The 15,267-nt window shown below is 54.6% G+C and carries 14 protein-coding genes; 5 read left to right on the top strand and 9 right to left on the bottom strand.

Features of this window, described 5'->3' with window-relative positions; all coding sequences use genetic code 11:
* Window positions 1-70: 70 nt before the first annotated feature.
* From IE076_RS17550 to IE076_RS17535, 4 genes are all read right to left on the bottom strand, one after another.
* Entirely contained in the window at window positions 71-925 is an 855-nt protein-coding gene (locus IE076_RS17550) for an isocitrate lyase/PEP mutase family protein (RefSeq protein WP_189438093.1), read from the bottom strand.
* A gap of 17 nt (window positions 926-942) precedes the next feature.
* Window positions 943-2,214 carry a TRAP transporter large permease gene (locus IE076_RS17545; protein ID WP_189438092.1) on the bottom strand — a complete coding sequence of 424 codons (1,272 nt, stop codon included), beginning with the start codon at window positions 2,212-2,214 and terminating at the stop codon, window positions 943-945.
* 8 nt (window positions 2,215-2,222) lie between these two features.
* Window positions 2,223-2,729 carry a TRAP transporter small permease gene (locus IE076_RS17540; protein WP_189438091.1) on the bottom strand — a complete coding sequence of 169 codons (507 nt, stop codon included), beginning with the start codon at window positions 2,727-2,729 and terminating at the stop codon, window positions 2,223-2,225.
* 106 nt (window positions 2,730-2,835) lie between these two features.
* Complete coding sequence (locus tag IE076_RS17535) at window positions 2,836-3,825, bottom strand: TRAP transporter substrate-binding protein (RefSeq protein ID WP_189438090.1); 990 nt, start codon at window positions 3,823-3,825, stop codon at window positions 2,836-2,838.
* 591 nt (window positions 3,826-4,416) lie between these two features.
* Here IE076_RS17535 and IE076_RS17530 point away from each other — a divergent pair.
* Both IE076_RS17530 and IE076_RS17525 read left to right on the top strand, forming a co-directional pair.
* Window positions 4,417-5,562: an NAD-dependent epimerase/dehydratase family protein gene (locus IE076_RS17530; protein WP_189438245.1), complete on the top strand. Its 1,146-nt coding sequence runs from the start codon at window positions 4,417-4,419 to the stop codon at window positions 5,560-5,562.
* A gap of 18 nt (window positions 5,563-5,580) precedes the next feature.
* Window positions 5,581-6,642, top strand: a complete 1,062-nt coding sequence (locus IE076_RS17525; protein ID WP_189438089.1) for a glycosyltransferase family 4 protein — start codon at window positions 5,581-5,583, stop codon at window positions 6,640-6,642.
* Here IE076_RS17525 and cyoD read toward each other — a convergent pair.
* The 5 genes from cyoD to IE076_RS17500 form a co-directional block, all read right to left on the bottom strand.
* Window positions 6,611-6,910, bottom strand: a complete 300-nt coding sequence (gene cyoD / locus IE076_RS17520) for a cytochrome o ubiquinol oxidase subunit IV (RefSeq protein WP_189438088.1) — start codon at window positions 6,908-6,910, stop codon at window positions 6,611-6,613. The two genes, IE076_RS17525 and cyoD, sit on opposite strands and share 32 nt — an antisense overlap.
* 9 nt (window positions 6,911-6,919) lie before the next feature.
* On the bottom strand, window positions 6,920-7,528 hold the full coding sequence (gene cyoC / locus IE076_RS17515; RefSeq protein WP_189438087.1) for a cytochrome o ubiquinol oxidase subunit III: 609 nt from the start codon (window positions 7,526-7,528) through the stop codon (window positions 6,920-6,922).
* On the bottom strand, window positions 7,525-9,522 hold the full coding sequence (gene cyoB / locus IE076_RS17510) for a cytochrome o ubiquinol oxidase subunit I (RefSeq protein ID WP_189438086.1): 1,998 nt from the start codon (window positions 9,520-9,522) through the stop codon (window positions 7,525-7,527). The genes cyoC and cyoB overlap by 4 nt, the downstream gene beginning before the upstream one ends.
* Window positions 9,516-10,445, bottom strand: a complete 930-nt coding sequence (gene cyoA, locus IE076_RS17505) for a ubiquinol oxidase subunit II (protein ID WP_189438085.1) — start codon at window positions 10,443-10,445, stop codon at window positions 9,516-9,518. Before cyoA ends, cyoB begins: the two co-directional genes overlap by 7 nt.
* 169 nt (window positions 10,446-10,614) lie before the next feature.
* Window positions 10,615-11,040, bottom strand: a complete 426-nt coding sequence (locus IE076_RS17500; RefSeq protein WP_189438084.1) for a nuclear transport factor 2 family protein — start codon at window positions 11,038-11,040, stop codon at window positions 10,615-10,617.
* Between the two features lie 353 nt (window positions 11,041-11,393).
* On the opposite strand from IE076_RS17500, the gene IE076_RS17495 reads away from it, so the two are divergent.
* The 3 genes from IE076_RS17495 to IE076_RS17485 all read left to right on the top strand — a co-directional run bounded on the left by IE076_RS17495 (window position 11,394) and on the right by IE076_RS17485 (window position 15,253).
* Window positions 11,394-12,794 carry a cytochrome P450 gene (locus IE076_RS17495; protein WP_189438083.1) on the top strand — a complete coding sequence of 467 codons (1,401 nt, stop codon included), beginning with the start codon at window positions 11,394-11,396 and terminating at the stop codon, window positions 12,792-12,794.
* Between the two features lie 295 nt (window positions 12,795-13,089).
* A complete protein-coding gene (locus IE076_RS17490; protein WP_189438082.1) occupies window positions 13,090-13,989 on the top strand; it encodes an alpha/beta fold hydrolase in 900 nt (299 codons plus the stop codon).
* A 211-nt stretch (window positions 13,990-14,200) separates the two neighbouring features.
* The gene (locus tag IE076_RS17485; protein ID WP_189438081.1) at window positions 14,201-15,253 is read left to right on the top strand and encodes a serine hydrolase domain-containing protein; all 1,053 of its coding nucleotides are present in this window, start codon (window positions 14,201-14,203) and stop codon (window positions 15,251-15,253) included.
* Window positions 15,254-15,267 lie beyond the last annotated feature (14 nt).

Below are 15,267 nucleotides of genomic sequence, written 5' to 3'. Positions count from 1 at the left end.
ACCACCTTATCGCGCGTCTTGCTCATCAATTGAGCACTCGATACAAGGTGGCTTCTGTGAGGGAGGGGCCTCAATGCCTGTAGCGCTCCTCGGCCTCATAGTAGGTATCAAACCCGACAGCCTTTTGCAGGTCCTCAAAGCTCATGGCGGGTGTGGGGACAAGGCCTTCTTTCATCTGGGCCAAAGCTTCTTGCTGGGCTTTAATCATACCCATAAGGCCAGTGAACGGGTAGGTGGAAATGGCGTAGCCAAGTGCCTGGAGTTCTGATGGTGGAAGGTATGGCGTCAGACCACCTTCCAGCATATTTGCCATCTTGGGACCGTCCACTTCATCACAGTAGTGCTTCATCTCCTCCACGGAGCGCGGGGCTTCCACGAAGGTCATGTCGGCACCTATTTCGCGGAAGGTTTTGGCACGGTCGATGGCTTCATCCAACCCGTGCTCATGCCGGGCATCAGTGCGGGCAAGAATGAGGATATCGGCACCTTCATTTCTGGCATCCACAGCCGCGCGGATACGCATGAACGCTTCCTCACGTTCCACCACGTGTTTGCCGCGTGTGTGTCCGCAACGTTTGGGAGCCACCTGATCTTCAATCATAACGCACGCCATACCAGCATCGGCATAGCCCTTCACCGTACGCTTGACGTTGAGCGCATTGCCGTAACCAGTATCACCGTCACCGATGACTGGAATTGTCGTGGCACTGGCGATGTTTCGCGCCTGATCCACCATCTCGGCATAGGAGATCAGGCCAGCATCCGGTTGACCGAGGCGCGTTGCAGACACACCAAAGCCGCTCATGAAGGCAAGCGGAAAGCCCGCCTGCTCGATAAGGCGTGCGGAAAGTGCATCCCAGCAGCACGGGGTGACATTCAGTTTACCGCTTTCAAAGAGAGCTTTAAGAACCTGGGCCTTTGACATGTCTTCGCGCCTCATTACTAGGTGTTATAGGGGATATACAGCGCAAGCCCTTGCCAAAAGTAAAGGAGGACAGCTGTGGCTAGCATCATGAGCGCAAACGGCCATGCACCTCTGGCAACCTCTGACAGTTTTGCCTTGCCAACAGCCTGAATAATAAAAAGGTTCATCCCCACAGGTGGTGTGATCAGGGCGGTTTCAATGAGCACCACAAAGAAGATGCCAAACCAGATGGGATCAATGAACATTCCCCCCAGCGCCGGAAACAGAACCGGCACCATAATCAGCAACATACTTAGCGATTCCAGGAAGAACCCAACGATCAGCAGAACCAGTCCCACCGCCAGAATGAACAGGCCCGGCTCGGAGATATTGGTCGTGAGTAGTGTGGAGATATCCTGCGGCAAGCGGTACAGCGTGATTGCGTAGGAAAACACCTTTGCCCCTGCGATGATGAGGAACACCATACTGGTGGTCTTCATGGACTTGTAGGTGGCCTCCTTCATCTTCTCCCAATTCATGCGTCCCATAGCAAATGTGATCACCAGCGCCAGTACAAAGCCGATGCCCGCGCTTTCAGAAGGGGTTGCAATGCCCATGTAGATGGAACCGATGATACAGGCAGCCAGCAAGAGGGTTGGCAGTGCCATGAAGGTCGCCCGTCGGCGTTCTGCCCAGCTCGCTTTCTCGATACGTTGGTAATTGCTGTTAAAGCGGGAATAGATCATGCCGTAGATGATGAAGATGCTGGCAAGAAACAGGCCCGGCCCGATGCCTGCCATGAACAGTTTCGGGATCGACGTTTCCGTGACAATGCCATAAAGGATCAGCGGGATCGAAGGGGGGATGAGAATACCCAGCGTGCCACCCGCCGCCAACATACCCAGTACAAACGGTCGGTCGTAACCGCGCGCTGTCATTTCAGGGATCGCGACCGTTGCAATGGTCGCCGCCGTCGCCACAGACGAACCGGACACGGCGGAAAACAGCCCGCAGGACAGGATAGTTGCCACGCCAAGCCCGCCGGGCCAGTGACCAACCCAACTTTGCACGGCGGCAAACAGATCCTTGCCCACACCGCCTTTGAGCAGCACGTTGGACATGAGCAGGAACATGGGCACCGCCAGCAGCTCAAAACTATCCATGGTGCCATAAAGGCGCTGCGGTACCGCATTCAACGGCAGCGGGAAGTACCAAAGCAGAAACACCCCCAGCGAGCCGAGGGCGAACGCTACCGGAACCCGCAGAACTAAAAGCAGCAGCAGCGCTGCGAGAATGAAAAACGCAGTCATATCCGCCCCTAGATCTCGTGTTCAAGTGTGTCATCTGCTGGCACCCCATTGCGCCAGATCTTGACCGCCTCGGCCACCGCCTGCAGGCCGAGCAAGGCAAAACCAACCCAGACCGAGGCATGTGTGAACCACTTGGGCAGGGCAAGGTAGGTATCGGTTGTATGGCCGCGCAGCAGGGACTTGAGCCAGAGCCCGTAGCCATACCAGAGCGCCGTGATGCAGAAGAGCAGAATCATCGTAAGGGCAAACGTCTCCACCACCTTGCGCAGCAGGGTATCGGGGCGGCGGAAGGCTACATCAATCACAATCATCTCACGGTGCTTAAGCGCAAAGGCTGCAGCAAGATAGGCGGCCCAGATCTGGCCGATGCGCGAGACTTCATCCACCCACACGGTGGGGCTGTTGAAGAGGTACCGCGCGATGACCTCGTAACAAATAAAGAAGCCAATCGCGAAGAAGAGCCAGGCAGCCAGTTTGCCGGAGAATTCGGAGATATGGTCAATAAGCTTAATCACAGCTGAGCACCAAATGAATTTGTAAAAGAGCGTATAGGAAAGGAGCCGCCAGGTTCCCTTCCCAAATCAAGATCGCAGAACAGGGCAGGCGGGCCTACCCCAGACCTTACATGCCCTTGGCTGCATCAATGGCTTGCTGTGCAACCGGGCCAGCTGCTTCAACGAAACGCTCCTGCACAGATTCAGTTGCTTTTGCCCACTGGGCCCGTTCTGCATCGCTCAGGCGAACCACGTTGATCTTGTCCTTGACGCTCTCCACCAGAGCATCTTCACCGGAATAGACCTCATCACGTAGCTGTTTTTCGACAATTGCAGCTGCATCCAGAATGATTTGCTGGTTTTCTTCCGAAAGGCTTTCGAAGAAGTCGTTGTTGATCACCGCAACAAACTCAATCGCGAAGTCGTAGGACAGTGTCATGTTGTCCATCACTTCATATAGTTTGCGGCTGGTCACACCGGATGTGCCTGTCATACCCACATCAACTGCGCCCTGCTGATAGGCGAGGAACTGCTTGGATCCGGACATCAGGGTCGGTGCGCCGCCCAGAGCTTCCACGGTCCAGCCCAGCACTTTGCCATAGGTGCGCACTTTCTTGCCCTCAATGTCCTCGGGGGTTCTGATGGGGTCGCCGTTGTTCAGGTAAATGTTGCGGCCATAGGCCTGCCACCACAAAACACGGGCACCGGTTTCTTCCAGCATTGCTTTGTCGAGGATCTCACGCATTGGGGAGCCATTGGCCGTCGCGGCACGCAGGTGGTCTTCATCACGGAAGAAGAAAGGCAGGTTGACGATTTCAACCGCCGGCACCGACCCGGCAAAGCGACCAAGGAATGCTGAACCTGCTTCAACCGCGCCAGAGCCCACCGCTTCCGGTACTTCGCTATCCTTAAACAGCTGCGCGGACGGGAACAGCTGAAGATTGAGCTCTCCGCCTGACTTCTCTTCAATGATTTCTTTAAAGGCATTCCAGTTCTGCCCCAGGCTATGGCTCTCAGGCAGTTGTAATGTCACACGAATTGTTTCTGCAGCCATCGCAGACGCACATGATAGAGAAAGCGCAGCAGCGCCCAGCAGCGAAATCAGTTTGACTTTCATTGGTGTCCCTCTCCCAATCAGAACCACTGAAATATCTGATATATTAGTAGGTGTTTTTTCAGGAAGTACAGTCCGCGATTGCTGAGAAAACCCAAGTATATCCCATAGATTGCTCAATTCCAGCGGACCAACCTAAGCGGGTCGGAATCCCGCCGCCCCATAAAAACCCAGTGTGACCCTGCGTCCCACAAAGGCGGCTTGTAAGAATTTGTTAGGAAGCTGCCGTTACTTAGCCGCTTAACGATATCGTCTCCGGCGCAAGTAAACTGCCGGGCGAATTGAAGCAACGAAGCCAAAGCTATGGAGATGCGGCACTAATATTACGCGCGCGAGGTTGCGCTTCACATATTCAACGGCCTTTGCCCTTGATTTTATGGAGATGAAGCCTGTTCGCGCACGTGCTTATCTACATGTGTTTGGACTGCGCATTGTGACCACCTGAAAAGGTTTGGGTTCTTAATGCAGAATCTGATCACTTCTTTTGCACCTTTTACGTGCAGGCAACGATAGGTTCATCAGTCTGTACCAATTGGGTGCTACTCACTCGAAAAAATGTGAGGCGGCGGGAAAGGCGATTTCGTGGGTAAAGTTATGGTGCTGGGCGGCGACGGTTTTTGTGGTTGGCCCACAAGTCTTTTGTTATCAAGCCTTGGGCATGATGTCATTATTGTCGACAATCTGTCTCGCCGCAAAATCGACGTCGAACTTGAGGTATCCTCTCTTACGCCTATCAAGCCCGTCAGCGAGCGATTGGCGACCTGGAAGGAACTGACCGGAAATACCATCCGGTTCGCAGATCTGACACTTGGCGTGGATTACGACCGTTTTTTGCAGCTGCTGATAGAGGAAAAGCCGGATGCGATCGTCCACTTTGCCGAGCAGCGCGCCGCCCCGTATTCCATGAAGTCCTCGCGGCATCGGCGCTACACAGTCTCTAACAACCTGAACGCCACCAACGACGTGCTTTCCGCGATTGTGGAATCGGAACAGGACATCCATCTGGTGCATTTGGGAACCATGGGTGTGTATGGATACGGCACCGTAGGCTGCGAAATCCCAGAGGGCTACCTTCGGGTATTCACGGATGTGAATGGGGAGATGCGCGAGCAGGAAATCCTATATCCAACCAGCCCCGGCTCGATCTATCACATGACCAAGTCGCAGGATCAGTTGTTCTTCCAGTTCTACGCCAAGAACTATGGATTACGGATCACAGACCTGCATCAAGGCATTGTCTGGGGCACACAAACCGAGCAGACCTCCATGGACGAGCGTCTCATCAACCGGTTCGACTATGACGGCGACTACGGCACCGTACTTAACCGCTTTCTCATGCAAAGCGCGATTGGGTATCCGCTGACAGTTCATGGAACAGGCGGGCAGATGCGCGCCTTCATCCATATTCAGGATACGGTCCGCTGCATCAAGCTTGCGGTGGACAATCCGCCCGAGCGTGGGGTACGTGTAAAGATCCTCAACCAGATGACGGAGGTGCACAGGGTTAGGGATCTGGCAGCCATGGTTTCCAAAATGACTGGCGTTGATATCGCTTATCTGGAAAACCCCCGAAAAGAGGCTGCGGAAAATGAGCTAATGGTTGCCAATTACCAGTTTCTCGAAATGGGGCTTAAGCCCATCACACTAAGTGACCGATTGCTTGAGGAAGTGACTGATATTGCGCGCAAATATTCTGATCGTTGCGATACGAGCAAAATCCCTTGTCTGTCTTTCTGGTAAATCCGGCGGGGCGGGCAGATGAAAATCGTTATTGTCTCTGATGCGTGGCACCCGCAGATTAACGGTGTGGTCCGCGTTCTGGAAATCACTCGCCGCGAGTTATCCGCGTTGGGCCATGAGGTTTGCCTCATCACCCCGGACCAGTTCAAACAGGTTCCGCTGCCCACCTATCCGGATATCAAACTGGCGCTGTTTCCCTATCGCAAACTCTCCAAACTGCTGACTGAGCTGAACCCAGACGCTCTGCATGTCATGACAGAAGGACCGCTGGGGTGGGCGGCACGCAAATACTGCCGCCTCAACAACCGGCGCTTTACCAGCTCATGGCTTTCCAAGTTCCCCGAGTATGCCGCCATGCGGACCGGGTTGCCAGTGGGCTGGCTGAACAATTACCTGATTACCTTCCATGATCAAGCAGCCCACACCATGGTGACCACCGACACCATGATGGAGACCGCACGCAGCATCGGCATCAGACCGGTCGTGCGCTGGCAGCGCGGGGTTGAACTCAGCCGGTTCCGCCCCATTCCCTCCACCGTGTTTGACCATCTGCCGAAGCCGGTCATGCTGTATGTTGGGCGCATTGCTCCTGAGAAAAATCTGCCTGCCTTCCTGAAGCTGGACCTGCCGGGAACCAAGGTTCTGGTGGGCGACGGGCCGGAACTTGCCTCGCTTTCAAAGCGTTTTCCTGACGCGGTGTTTGCCGGACCCAAGACCGGGGATGATCTGATTGAGGCCTATTGCGGGGCAAATGTGATGGTCTTTCCCTCCAAAACCGACACCTTCGGCCTTGTCAATCTGGAGGCCATGGCCTGTGGTGTTCCGGTTGCAGCTTATCCGGTGACTGGCCCCAAAGACATTATTGGCGATGCGCCGGTTGGGGCCACGCATGAGAATTTGGCAGTTGCGATCCAGCGGGCCTTAACAATGAAATCAAAGGATTGTATTGCCCACGCCAAAACCTTTTCGTGGGAGCGGGCAACTGACGACTTCATAAATAACCTCGTCAGCTTCTCCGCCGAGCGGCCTCGGCGCGTCAAAGAGGTCGTCACATCATCCGTTCATACAGATCGAACATGATCCAGAGGGTTCCGCCCACCATCAGGAAGATCAGGATACCGGCAAAGCAAATGGCAAGAACCTTCTCGGTTGGTGCTTTGCTGTTGATGCCGAGGAAGTAATAAAGGTGCACACCCACCTGCACGACCGCACATAGGGCGATGATGCCGAAGATAACGCCAACAGGAAACGCCATGGTCCAGACGGCGGCAAAGGGAATGAGGGTGAGGATCAGTGCCAGGATAAACCCGGTGATCAGCTTCTTTGCACTGTGTGTTTGAGCGTCCATCGGTTCCTCCTAGATAAGCCAGCCGGGCATGTAGACAATTGAGAAGATGCCGATCCACACGATGTCCAGAAAGTGCCAAAACATGCCAAGGCGATGGAGGCGTGACTTCACAGGCGACGTCAGGCCCTTGATGAGGATCTGGAAGATCATCACAGTAATCCCGACCATGCCCAGACTAACGTGCGCGCCGTGGGTTCCCACCAGCGTGAAGAACGCGGAGAGGAAGCCGCTGGTCTGTGGTCCGGCTCCTGACTGGATCATGCCAATAAATTCAGCTACTTCCAGATAGATAAAGCCCAGACCAAAAACGATGGTCACGAGCAACCAGCAAATGGCATGCCCCTTCTGCTCTCTGATAGAGGCTAAAGACGCAAAGCCGAACGTTACGCTTGAAAGGAGCAGGAACATCGTTTCAGCAAATACGTGTTCCAGATCGAAAACGTCACTGGGCACAGGTCCTGTGGCCGTGTTTTGAAACATGACCACGTATGTCGCAAACAGAAGCGAGAAGATGATCGCGTCTGTCATCAAGTAGATCCAGAAGCCCAGATCTCTGATATCTAACGTTTCTTCTGTTGGGCCGGGCGAACCTGCAGATTTTGGAGTGTAGGTGTTCATGTCCAAAAGTCCCCCGGTGCTGGTTTGTGTTCTTCCAGTGCCTTCGAGCGCGCCTTCTCGTGCGCTTCAATCTCGGCTGCGGGGATAATCTCGAAGGTGTTATCCTGCGAGGCACGGGTTATCAGGCAGGCAGCCACACCAAGCACGCAAAGGACGACAAGCCACCAGATGTACCAGGTGACCGCAAAGCCAATGAGGAAGCCAAGGCCACCAAGGATGACACCGACGCCGGTATTGCGCGGCAGGTGGATGTCTTCGTAGTCACTGGCCGGAGCATACGCCACACCGCGCTGTTTCATATCCCAGAACGCATCGATCTCCTGAACATCGGGGATCTTGGCGAAGTTGTACTCGGCGGGTGGAGAAGAGGTCTGCCATTCCAGCGTACGCCCGTTGTAAGGGTCGCCGGTCACATCAATGTTCTTATTCCGGTCACGAATGCTCACATATAGCTGCATGCCCTGACAGAAAATACCAATCAACACGCTCAGTGCGCCCACAGCGGCAACGATCAGATAAGGCTGCCATTCAGCTACATCATACCGCTCCATACGGCGCGACATGCCTAAGAAGCCGAGGGCGTAAAGCGGCATGAAGGCGAGGTAGAACCCGATGATCCAGAACCAGAAAGAGCGGACGCCCCATGCTTTGTTGAGGGTAAAGCCGGTCGCCTTGGGGAACCAGTACTGGAAGCCCGCAAAGTAGCCAAACAGCGCGCCGGGGATCAGCACATTATGGAAGTGGGCGACAAGGAACGTGGAGTTGTGCATCAGGTAATCAGCGGGCGGCAACGCCAGCAACACGCCGGACACACCACCAAGCACGAAGGTCACGAGGAACCCGATGGTGAACAACATGGCTGGGTGGAAGATGATGCGGCCCTTGTACATGGTGAAGACCCAGTCAAAAATCTTCACGCCCGTGGGCACGGCGATGATCATGGTCGCGATCCCGAACACCGCATTCACGTTGGGGCTTGAACCCATTGTGAAGAAGTGGTGCAGCCAGACCGAGAAGGACAGAATGGTGATCGCTGCCGTGGCGTAGACCAGTGAGGCGTAGCCAAACAGCCTTTTTTGCGAAAAGGTTGCCGTGACTTCGGAGTAAATGCCAAACGCCGGCAGAATGAGGATGTAAACCTCCGGGTGTCCCCAGATCCACAGCAGGTTGGCATAGTTCATCATGTTGCCGCCTGCATCGTTGGTGAAGAAGTGGAACCCGAGAATACGGTCCAGACCCAACATGGCGGCAACAACTGTCAGTGCCGGAAACGCAAACGCCATCAAGATGCTGGTGCACAGGGTCGTCCAGGTGAACAGCGGCATCTGCATCAGACGCATTTTAGGGGCGCGGCACTTGAGGATCGTGACGATGAAGTTGATCCCCGTCATGGTACTACCCACGCCGCTGACCAACAAAGCCCAGATCCAGTAATCAACACCAACACCGGGGCTGTATTCAGCGCCCGAGTAGGGCGGATAGCCGGTCCATCCGGCAGTCGAGAACTTGCCAATAACGAGCGAGACCATCACCAACGCCGCACCCGCTGCGGTCAGCCACAAACTGATGGAGTTCATGAACGGAAAGGCCACATCACGCGCGCCAATTTGCTGCGGTACAACTATGTTTATCAGCCCGGTCAGGAACGGCATGGCCATGAAGAAGATCATGATGGTGCCGTGGGAGCTGAACACCTGGTCAAAGTGCTCGGGCGCAAGGTATCCGTTACTATTGAGAGCAATAGCCTGCTGCGAACGCATCATGAGCGCATCCACAAAGCCGCGCACCAACATCACCAGTGCAAGGGCGATGTACATGATGCCGATGCGTTTGTGGTCCAGACTGGTGAGCCATTCCTCCCAGAAATATCGCCACTTGCCGAAGTAGGTGACCAGCAGCAAGACAACCAGACCGCCCAGCACGGTGATGGATGCCCCGCCAAATGCGATGGCACTGTAGAAGGGGAGGGCGTCAAATCCTAATCTACCTAGCATAATGTATCCCCCTCGCACGCTGTCTGGGTGATTGCGGACGGGTGTCCTCCGCGCAAGCTGCTTTCGGGCCGTCGGGCGTACTTTCGCAAAATCTGTTCAAACAAGCCGGGTTGCACCGTGGAGAAGTACTCCACCCCATGGTCAATACTGGGCGCTGCCAGTCGCTCATAAGCGGCGTTGGAAAGGGGATTGGGCTGCGCACGGGCGTTCGTGACCCATTGATCAAACTCTTCCTCGGTCATAGCCACAGCCTCGAAGAACTGCATGGCAAACCCGTCACCACTGTACTGCGTGTTGCGGCCACGGAAGCGCCCGGTCTCGTTGGCCCGCAGGTTAAGCTCGCTGGTCATCCCCGCCATAGCGTAGATCTGGCCGCCGAGTGCGGGGACCAGGAACGAGTTCATCACCGTATCCGAGGTCAGTTGCAGACTGACGGCCTTGTCAACGGGGAAGGCAAGCTCGTTGACTGACGCAACGCCAAGGTCAGGATAGATAAAGAGCCACTTCCAATCCTGCGCCACCACCTGCACATTTATGGTGTCTTCCGGTGCTGCAATCTTCTTGAAAGGATCAAGCTTATAAGAATACGTCCAGACCAGATATCCCAGCGTGATGATGATGACAGCCGGAACTGACCAGACAAAGAATTCGATAGTGTTCGACTTGTGCCATTCCGGCTTATATTCACCGCGCCCCCCTTTTGCGCGGTAGCGCCAAATGAACCAGAACACCATCACGTACACGGGAATAACCACAATCAGCATGATGAAGAAGGCGGCATAGAGCAGATCACGCTCCAGCATGGCAATGGGGCCCTTGGGGTCGGCAACAGGGGAGGTCGCAAGGCTACATCCCGCCAGTAGCAGTAAAAGGCCCAGAAGAGCTGTTGCCCTTACATATGGTATTGCAATGAGATGTTTCATCGTATTCCCGCGCAGGAGTAGGTGACCTAACGGGAACATTACAGGGACCGGGGGATTACAGAATATTTAAGGTAACGCTGAGACTGCGTCGCATCCCTGAGATTTCAGGAACTAATTCTTGGAGGGGAGCATGGAATTGGTTATCAATTGCTCCCCCGCCTCTGTCAATTTATCCAGATGCCTTTGCAGGTGCTTTAAGGGCTTCCAGCATCTCAGCCATTTTGGCATGCACCATGCTCACCGCTTTCAAGGGCCGCAGCATCACCTTAAAATCGTCGATCAGGCCCTCTTCATTCCAGTGGATCATGTCAACACCATTGATGTGAATACCATCAATCTCTGTCTCGAACTCCAGCACAGCATTGTCACCGCAATCCAGAATACGAACGTATTTGAAACTGTTGTTGACGCCCAACACCTGCGCAGCACCGTAAAGGTACATGGTGGTGATCTGCTGACCACGCTGCGGTGTATGCACCACAGGGCTGTAAAACACGCAGTCTTTTGCAATCAGGGCGGACAGTTTGGCCAGATCCTTGCCTCCCTCCAGCATGTCCAGCCAGCTCTGCAAATTCTTTGAATATGTCGTCGACATCTCTTTATCCTCCCCCGGTATCCGTTGCTTTGCCCCGCGCAATTACACGGGGAACAAAGCCGCCACAGTCAACCCCATATTGACGTAATGGTCAACCTAGCCAGTGGGTGCGGAGCGGAGTGATCTCTTGCTTGATGAATTATGAAGATCAGGCACGGTTTTCGCAACGCTTCATTAGCCGCGCATTAGGGACCAAGATGGTAGGGAAATGATGGCAAAGATGTCTACGTGGATTTCGAAAGGTTTAAACGTCTTTTGCGTTTTCTGCGCAGTTTTTGACGTTTCATTGTTTCCACGGTCCAAAGCAAAAATGAAACGATTAAAACTGCCACGTGAAGGGATGTTCCGCGGAGATGCAGCAGCGTACGCTAGACCCAATCCTCTATCGGCCTCCGGCTCCTATTCCATGCAAGCCCCTTCGCGGTCTCCGCCTGCTCCGTATCTTCTGGTCGCGCAACGTTCTGGACCTGATCCCCGAGGAACTTTTTAACACACCGATCCAGCGCATTCCTGCCATCCGACGCCCATGCTATCTCGTGAACTCACCGGATCTGGCTAATCAGGTCCTGATAGAAATGCGCATGTCGTTTCCCAAGTCCTATGTGATGGTCGATACGTTGATGCCGGTGGTTGGCGAAAGCACCATGACCACCAGCGGTTCCACGTGGGATGAACAACGGGAAATGATCGCCCCCGCCTCGTCCCATGTGAGTGTTCGCGCGGCTTACGCGCATGTGGAGGCTGCTTGTAATGAGTTCCTTTCCTATCTGGACGGCGTGGCCGAGTCCGGCAAATCCATCTGCCTGCGTGATGAGATGGACCAGCTGACGGCGGATATCATCTTCCGCAGCATTTTCTCCCATCCCATGGACAATTTACGGGGCCGCAGGGTGTTTGAACTGGCAAGACAGTATCAGACTGTCACCAGCTCATGGGTGCGCAAAACAGTCTTGCGCGGCACCTCGGATAAACCGAAGTGGCCCATGCCCAAAGAAGCGCAGTTGCTGCGCGACGAGATCCGACGTTTGCTCAGCGAGCTGGTGGATGAATACACCGCCGACCGGTTTGGCCAGCATGATGACTTGTGCCAGCGCCTTTTGGATGCACGCCACCCGCAATCAGGGCTGCCATTCAACCGCGGACAGCTGGTGGATCATATCGCCACGTTCTGCCTGGCGGGACACCAGACCACCTCTTCAGCGCTGACTTGGGCGTTCTTTATTCTCTCCCAACGGCCCGATTATACCGAGCACATCCGCCGCGAGACCGACGAAGTCACCAGCGGCGAAAACCTTGACTATACGCACGTGAGCCGACTTGTGTTCACCCGCAACATTTTCCGCGAGGCCTTAAGGCTTTATCCGCCTATCGCGTTTATCTCGCGTATGGCGACGGAGGAAACCATGCTCGGCGGTCAAAAGATCCCACGCGGGGCATTAATCATCATTTCGCCGTGGGTCGTGCACCGGCACCGCGCCTATTGGAACCATCCGGATTATTTTGATCCGGACCGTTTCGAGCGTGATGATGACCCCATGCCCGGAGCCTATATGCCGTTTGGCGTTGGCCCACGCGTATGTACTGGTGCCAGCCTTGCCATGGTTGAAGGCACCGCCATGCTGGCCGGGCTGAGCCGCCACTTCACCTTCAAAGCCGAGGCCCCGGAAAAAGTCTTTCCAGAAGTCGCCATCACGCTCCGGCCTCAGTCAGAAATCATGTGCACGCTAACCAAGCGCGATCACATGGCACGATAAACACCCACCAGATCTGCGCATTGCCCGAATCTCTCGGGTAGCGCGCCTTAAAACAGCATGCTTTACGAAAGAGTTTTAGGCTTTCTTTGCGGGTTCGCCCCTAAAGTTTCGCTGTGAGGTGGGCTTTTAGCCAAGCAGCCTCAATGACCGTATCAAGACAGGGCATCTGGCTGTTGGTGAGGCACTGTTACAGAGCAAAGACTGCATTGAAGCGATTATAAGGGTAGAAGATAAAGGCCAACACCACCCCCATTCCCCAAGAATCAAAGTCTCATCCAGCCAGAAAGGGGCGCCGATGAGTAGCATTGACGAAGACAAATATGACAGCGGTGCCTATGAAAATAAGTGGTTCGAGACCTCTGATGGCATCAAGCTCAACTATCGGGTCTACGGTAGCGAGACCTCCCGCAGCCCCGCAATTATTGCCATGCCCGGACTAACCCGCTGTGTCCGCGATCTGGATCCAATGGCCGCTGAGGTCAGCAAGACCTACAAGATTTATGCACTCAACCTGCGCGGGCGCGATCTGTCAGAGTATGATCCAGATTACAGCAACTACAACACCAACGTTTACATCGAGGATATCTACGAATTCTGGACCTTCACTGGCGAAGAGCCTGTGGTTCTGCTTGGCTCATCCCTAGGGGCGCTATTGGCCATGCTGATGGTGGAAGACCATCCCGATATGCTAGCGGGGATCGTACTCAACGACTTTGGAGCCACGCTCGAGTATGCGGGTGTCTCCCGCATTTTCAGCTATGCCGGACGTTTGCCGGATAGCGACGAACTGAGCGCCGTCATACAGACGCTGAAAGCACATTTGGGTAGTCAGTTTGTTGGCCTGCCAGAAGACAAATGGGAGCGTATGGCGCTTTCCATGTATGGTGTGAAGGACGGGAAATGGCATCACCGCTACGATGATAATCTGAGAGCCGCGCTCCTAGAGAACAGAGAAGCCATTCGCGACCTGTGGGCAATCCACCAAGTTGCAGCAGAGCGCGAACTGCCCATTCTCGCCATTCGCGGCGAGCACTCCGATGTAACATCCCCGCTGACCATCCGCCAGATGAAGACCATGGCGCCCACCATGCAGTCAGTGGAAGTTCCAAATCGCGGCCACTGCCCGCTTATGGATGAACCCGAATGCATTGACGCACTCATGCGCTTTATGGAGCAGGTTGAAAACCGTGTCTGAAGCCGGAAAGGAAGGGCCTTCACTCGAGCGAGTGGCTTGCTTTCCATGCTGAAAAGCGACCAAAAGCCGAGCAGCAGGTTTGTCTCAAATTTCCGGTCAGCATCCAAACTCTCTTTTATCTTCTTGCCGGTATGGTATCAAAGTCGCGAAGGTTCCCTAATGGAAAACCTTTTGGCACCCTAGTGAACCCTGATCTTTAAAGGGATTCTTGATGCAACTATGGACACCAGTGGTTTTGGCGGGGTTTCTGGCTCTGGGCGGTTGTGAGCCAACATCGCCTTTGCAGAAGGAAACGCCTCAACACCAGATCATTGCAAGGCTGGACACTCACGCCAAGCGAATCCAGCGGGCCAATCCAGATGCCAGCCTGAGCGTTGCTCTGGTGCGCGATGGCAAAGTGGAGTTCATCCGCCTTTACGACAAATCCAGCAGGGGCAAGAGGGTAATTGGTGCGCAGGAGCCCATCTTCGAGGTTGCCTCTCTAGGGCGTCCCGTCTTTGCCTATCTGACCCTGAAGCTGGTGGATCTGCGCATCATCTCACTGGAACGTCCGCTTTATGAGTATGCTCCGGATCTCCTAGATGGCGCAGACCCGCGCCTCAAACGTATCACCGCCCGCATGCTGCTCTCTCACACCTCCGGTCTTGTCGATATGGACGAGAATGAGCCGCTGAAATTGCGTCAGGATCCGGGTACCGAGTTCATCTTATCAGGCTACGGCTATGCCTTGCTGCAGCAGGTATTGGAACGGCGTACGGGGATGGAGCTTGAAACACTGGCGCGCATTCATGTGTTTGAACCGCTAGGCATGTCGTCCACCAGTTTCCGGTGGCGCCCAGCCTATGACTATCGCATCCGCTATGGTTTTGACAAAAGCGGCAGGCGGATTATGGAAAAGAAAAAGCCGGCTATTGGCAACGCCGCCCACAGCCTGCACACCACTGCCGGTGATTATGCCCGCTTCCTCATCGCCATGATGGATGAGACAAACGAACCGGAGGTAAAGGAACGCATGTTGCAGCCTCATAAACCCATCACAGCGAAGATCAGCTGGTCTATGGGGTGGGGGCTTCAAGCCACCAAGCCAAGCAGTTCCATCTGGCACCGGGCCAGCACACCCGGTTACCGTTCCTATACGGTGGGATACCCGCAAGAAGATTTGGGGATCGTGGTGCTATCCAACAACGAAAAGTTGTTTGAAGAGATTGAACCCCTTATCCGTGGCACAATAGGAGGGACGCTGCCCTCCTATCACTGGTTTTAGCAGATACGATCGAA

Origin of the sequence: Pseudovibrio japonicus (assembly GCF_014651595.1) — a bacterium.
Lineage (GTDB): Bacteria > Pseudomonadota > Alphaproteobacteria > Rhizobiales > Stappiaceae > Pseudovibrio > Pseudovibrio japonicus.
Note: the sequence above shows the minus strand (reverse complement) of the source record. Positions and strands in the feature narration are given on the sequence as shown.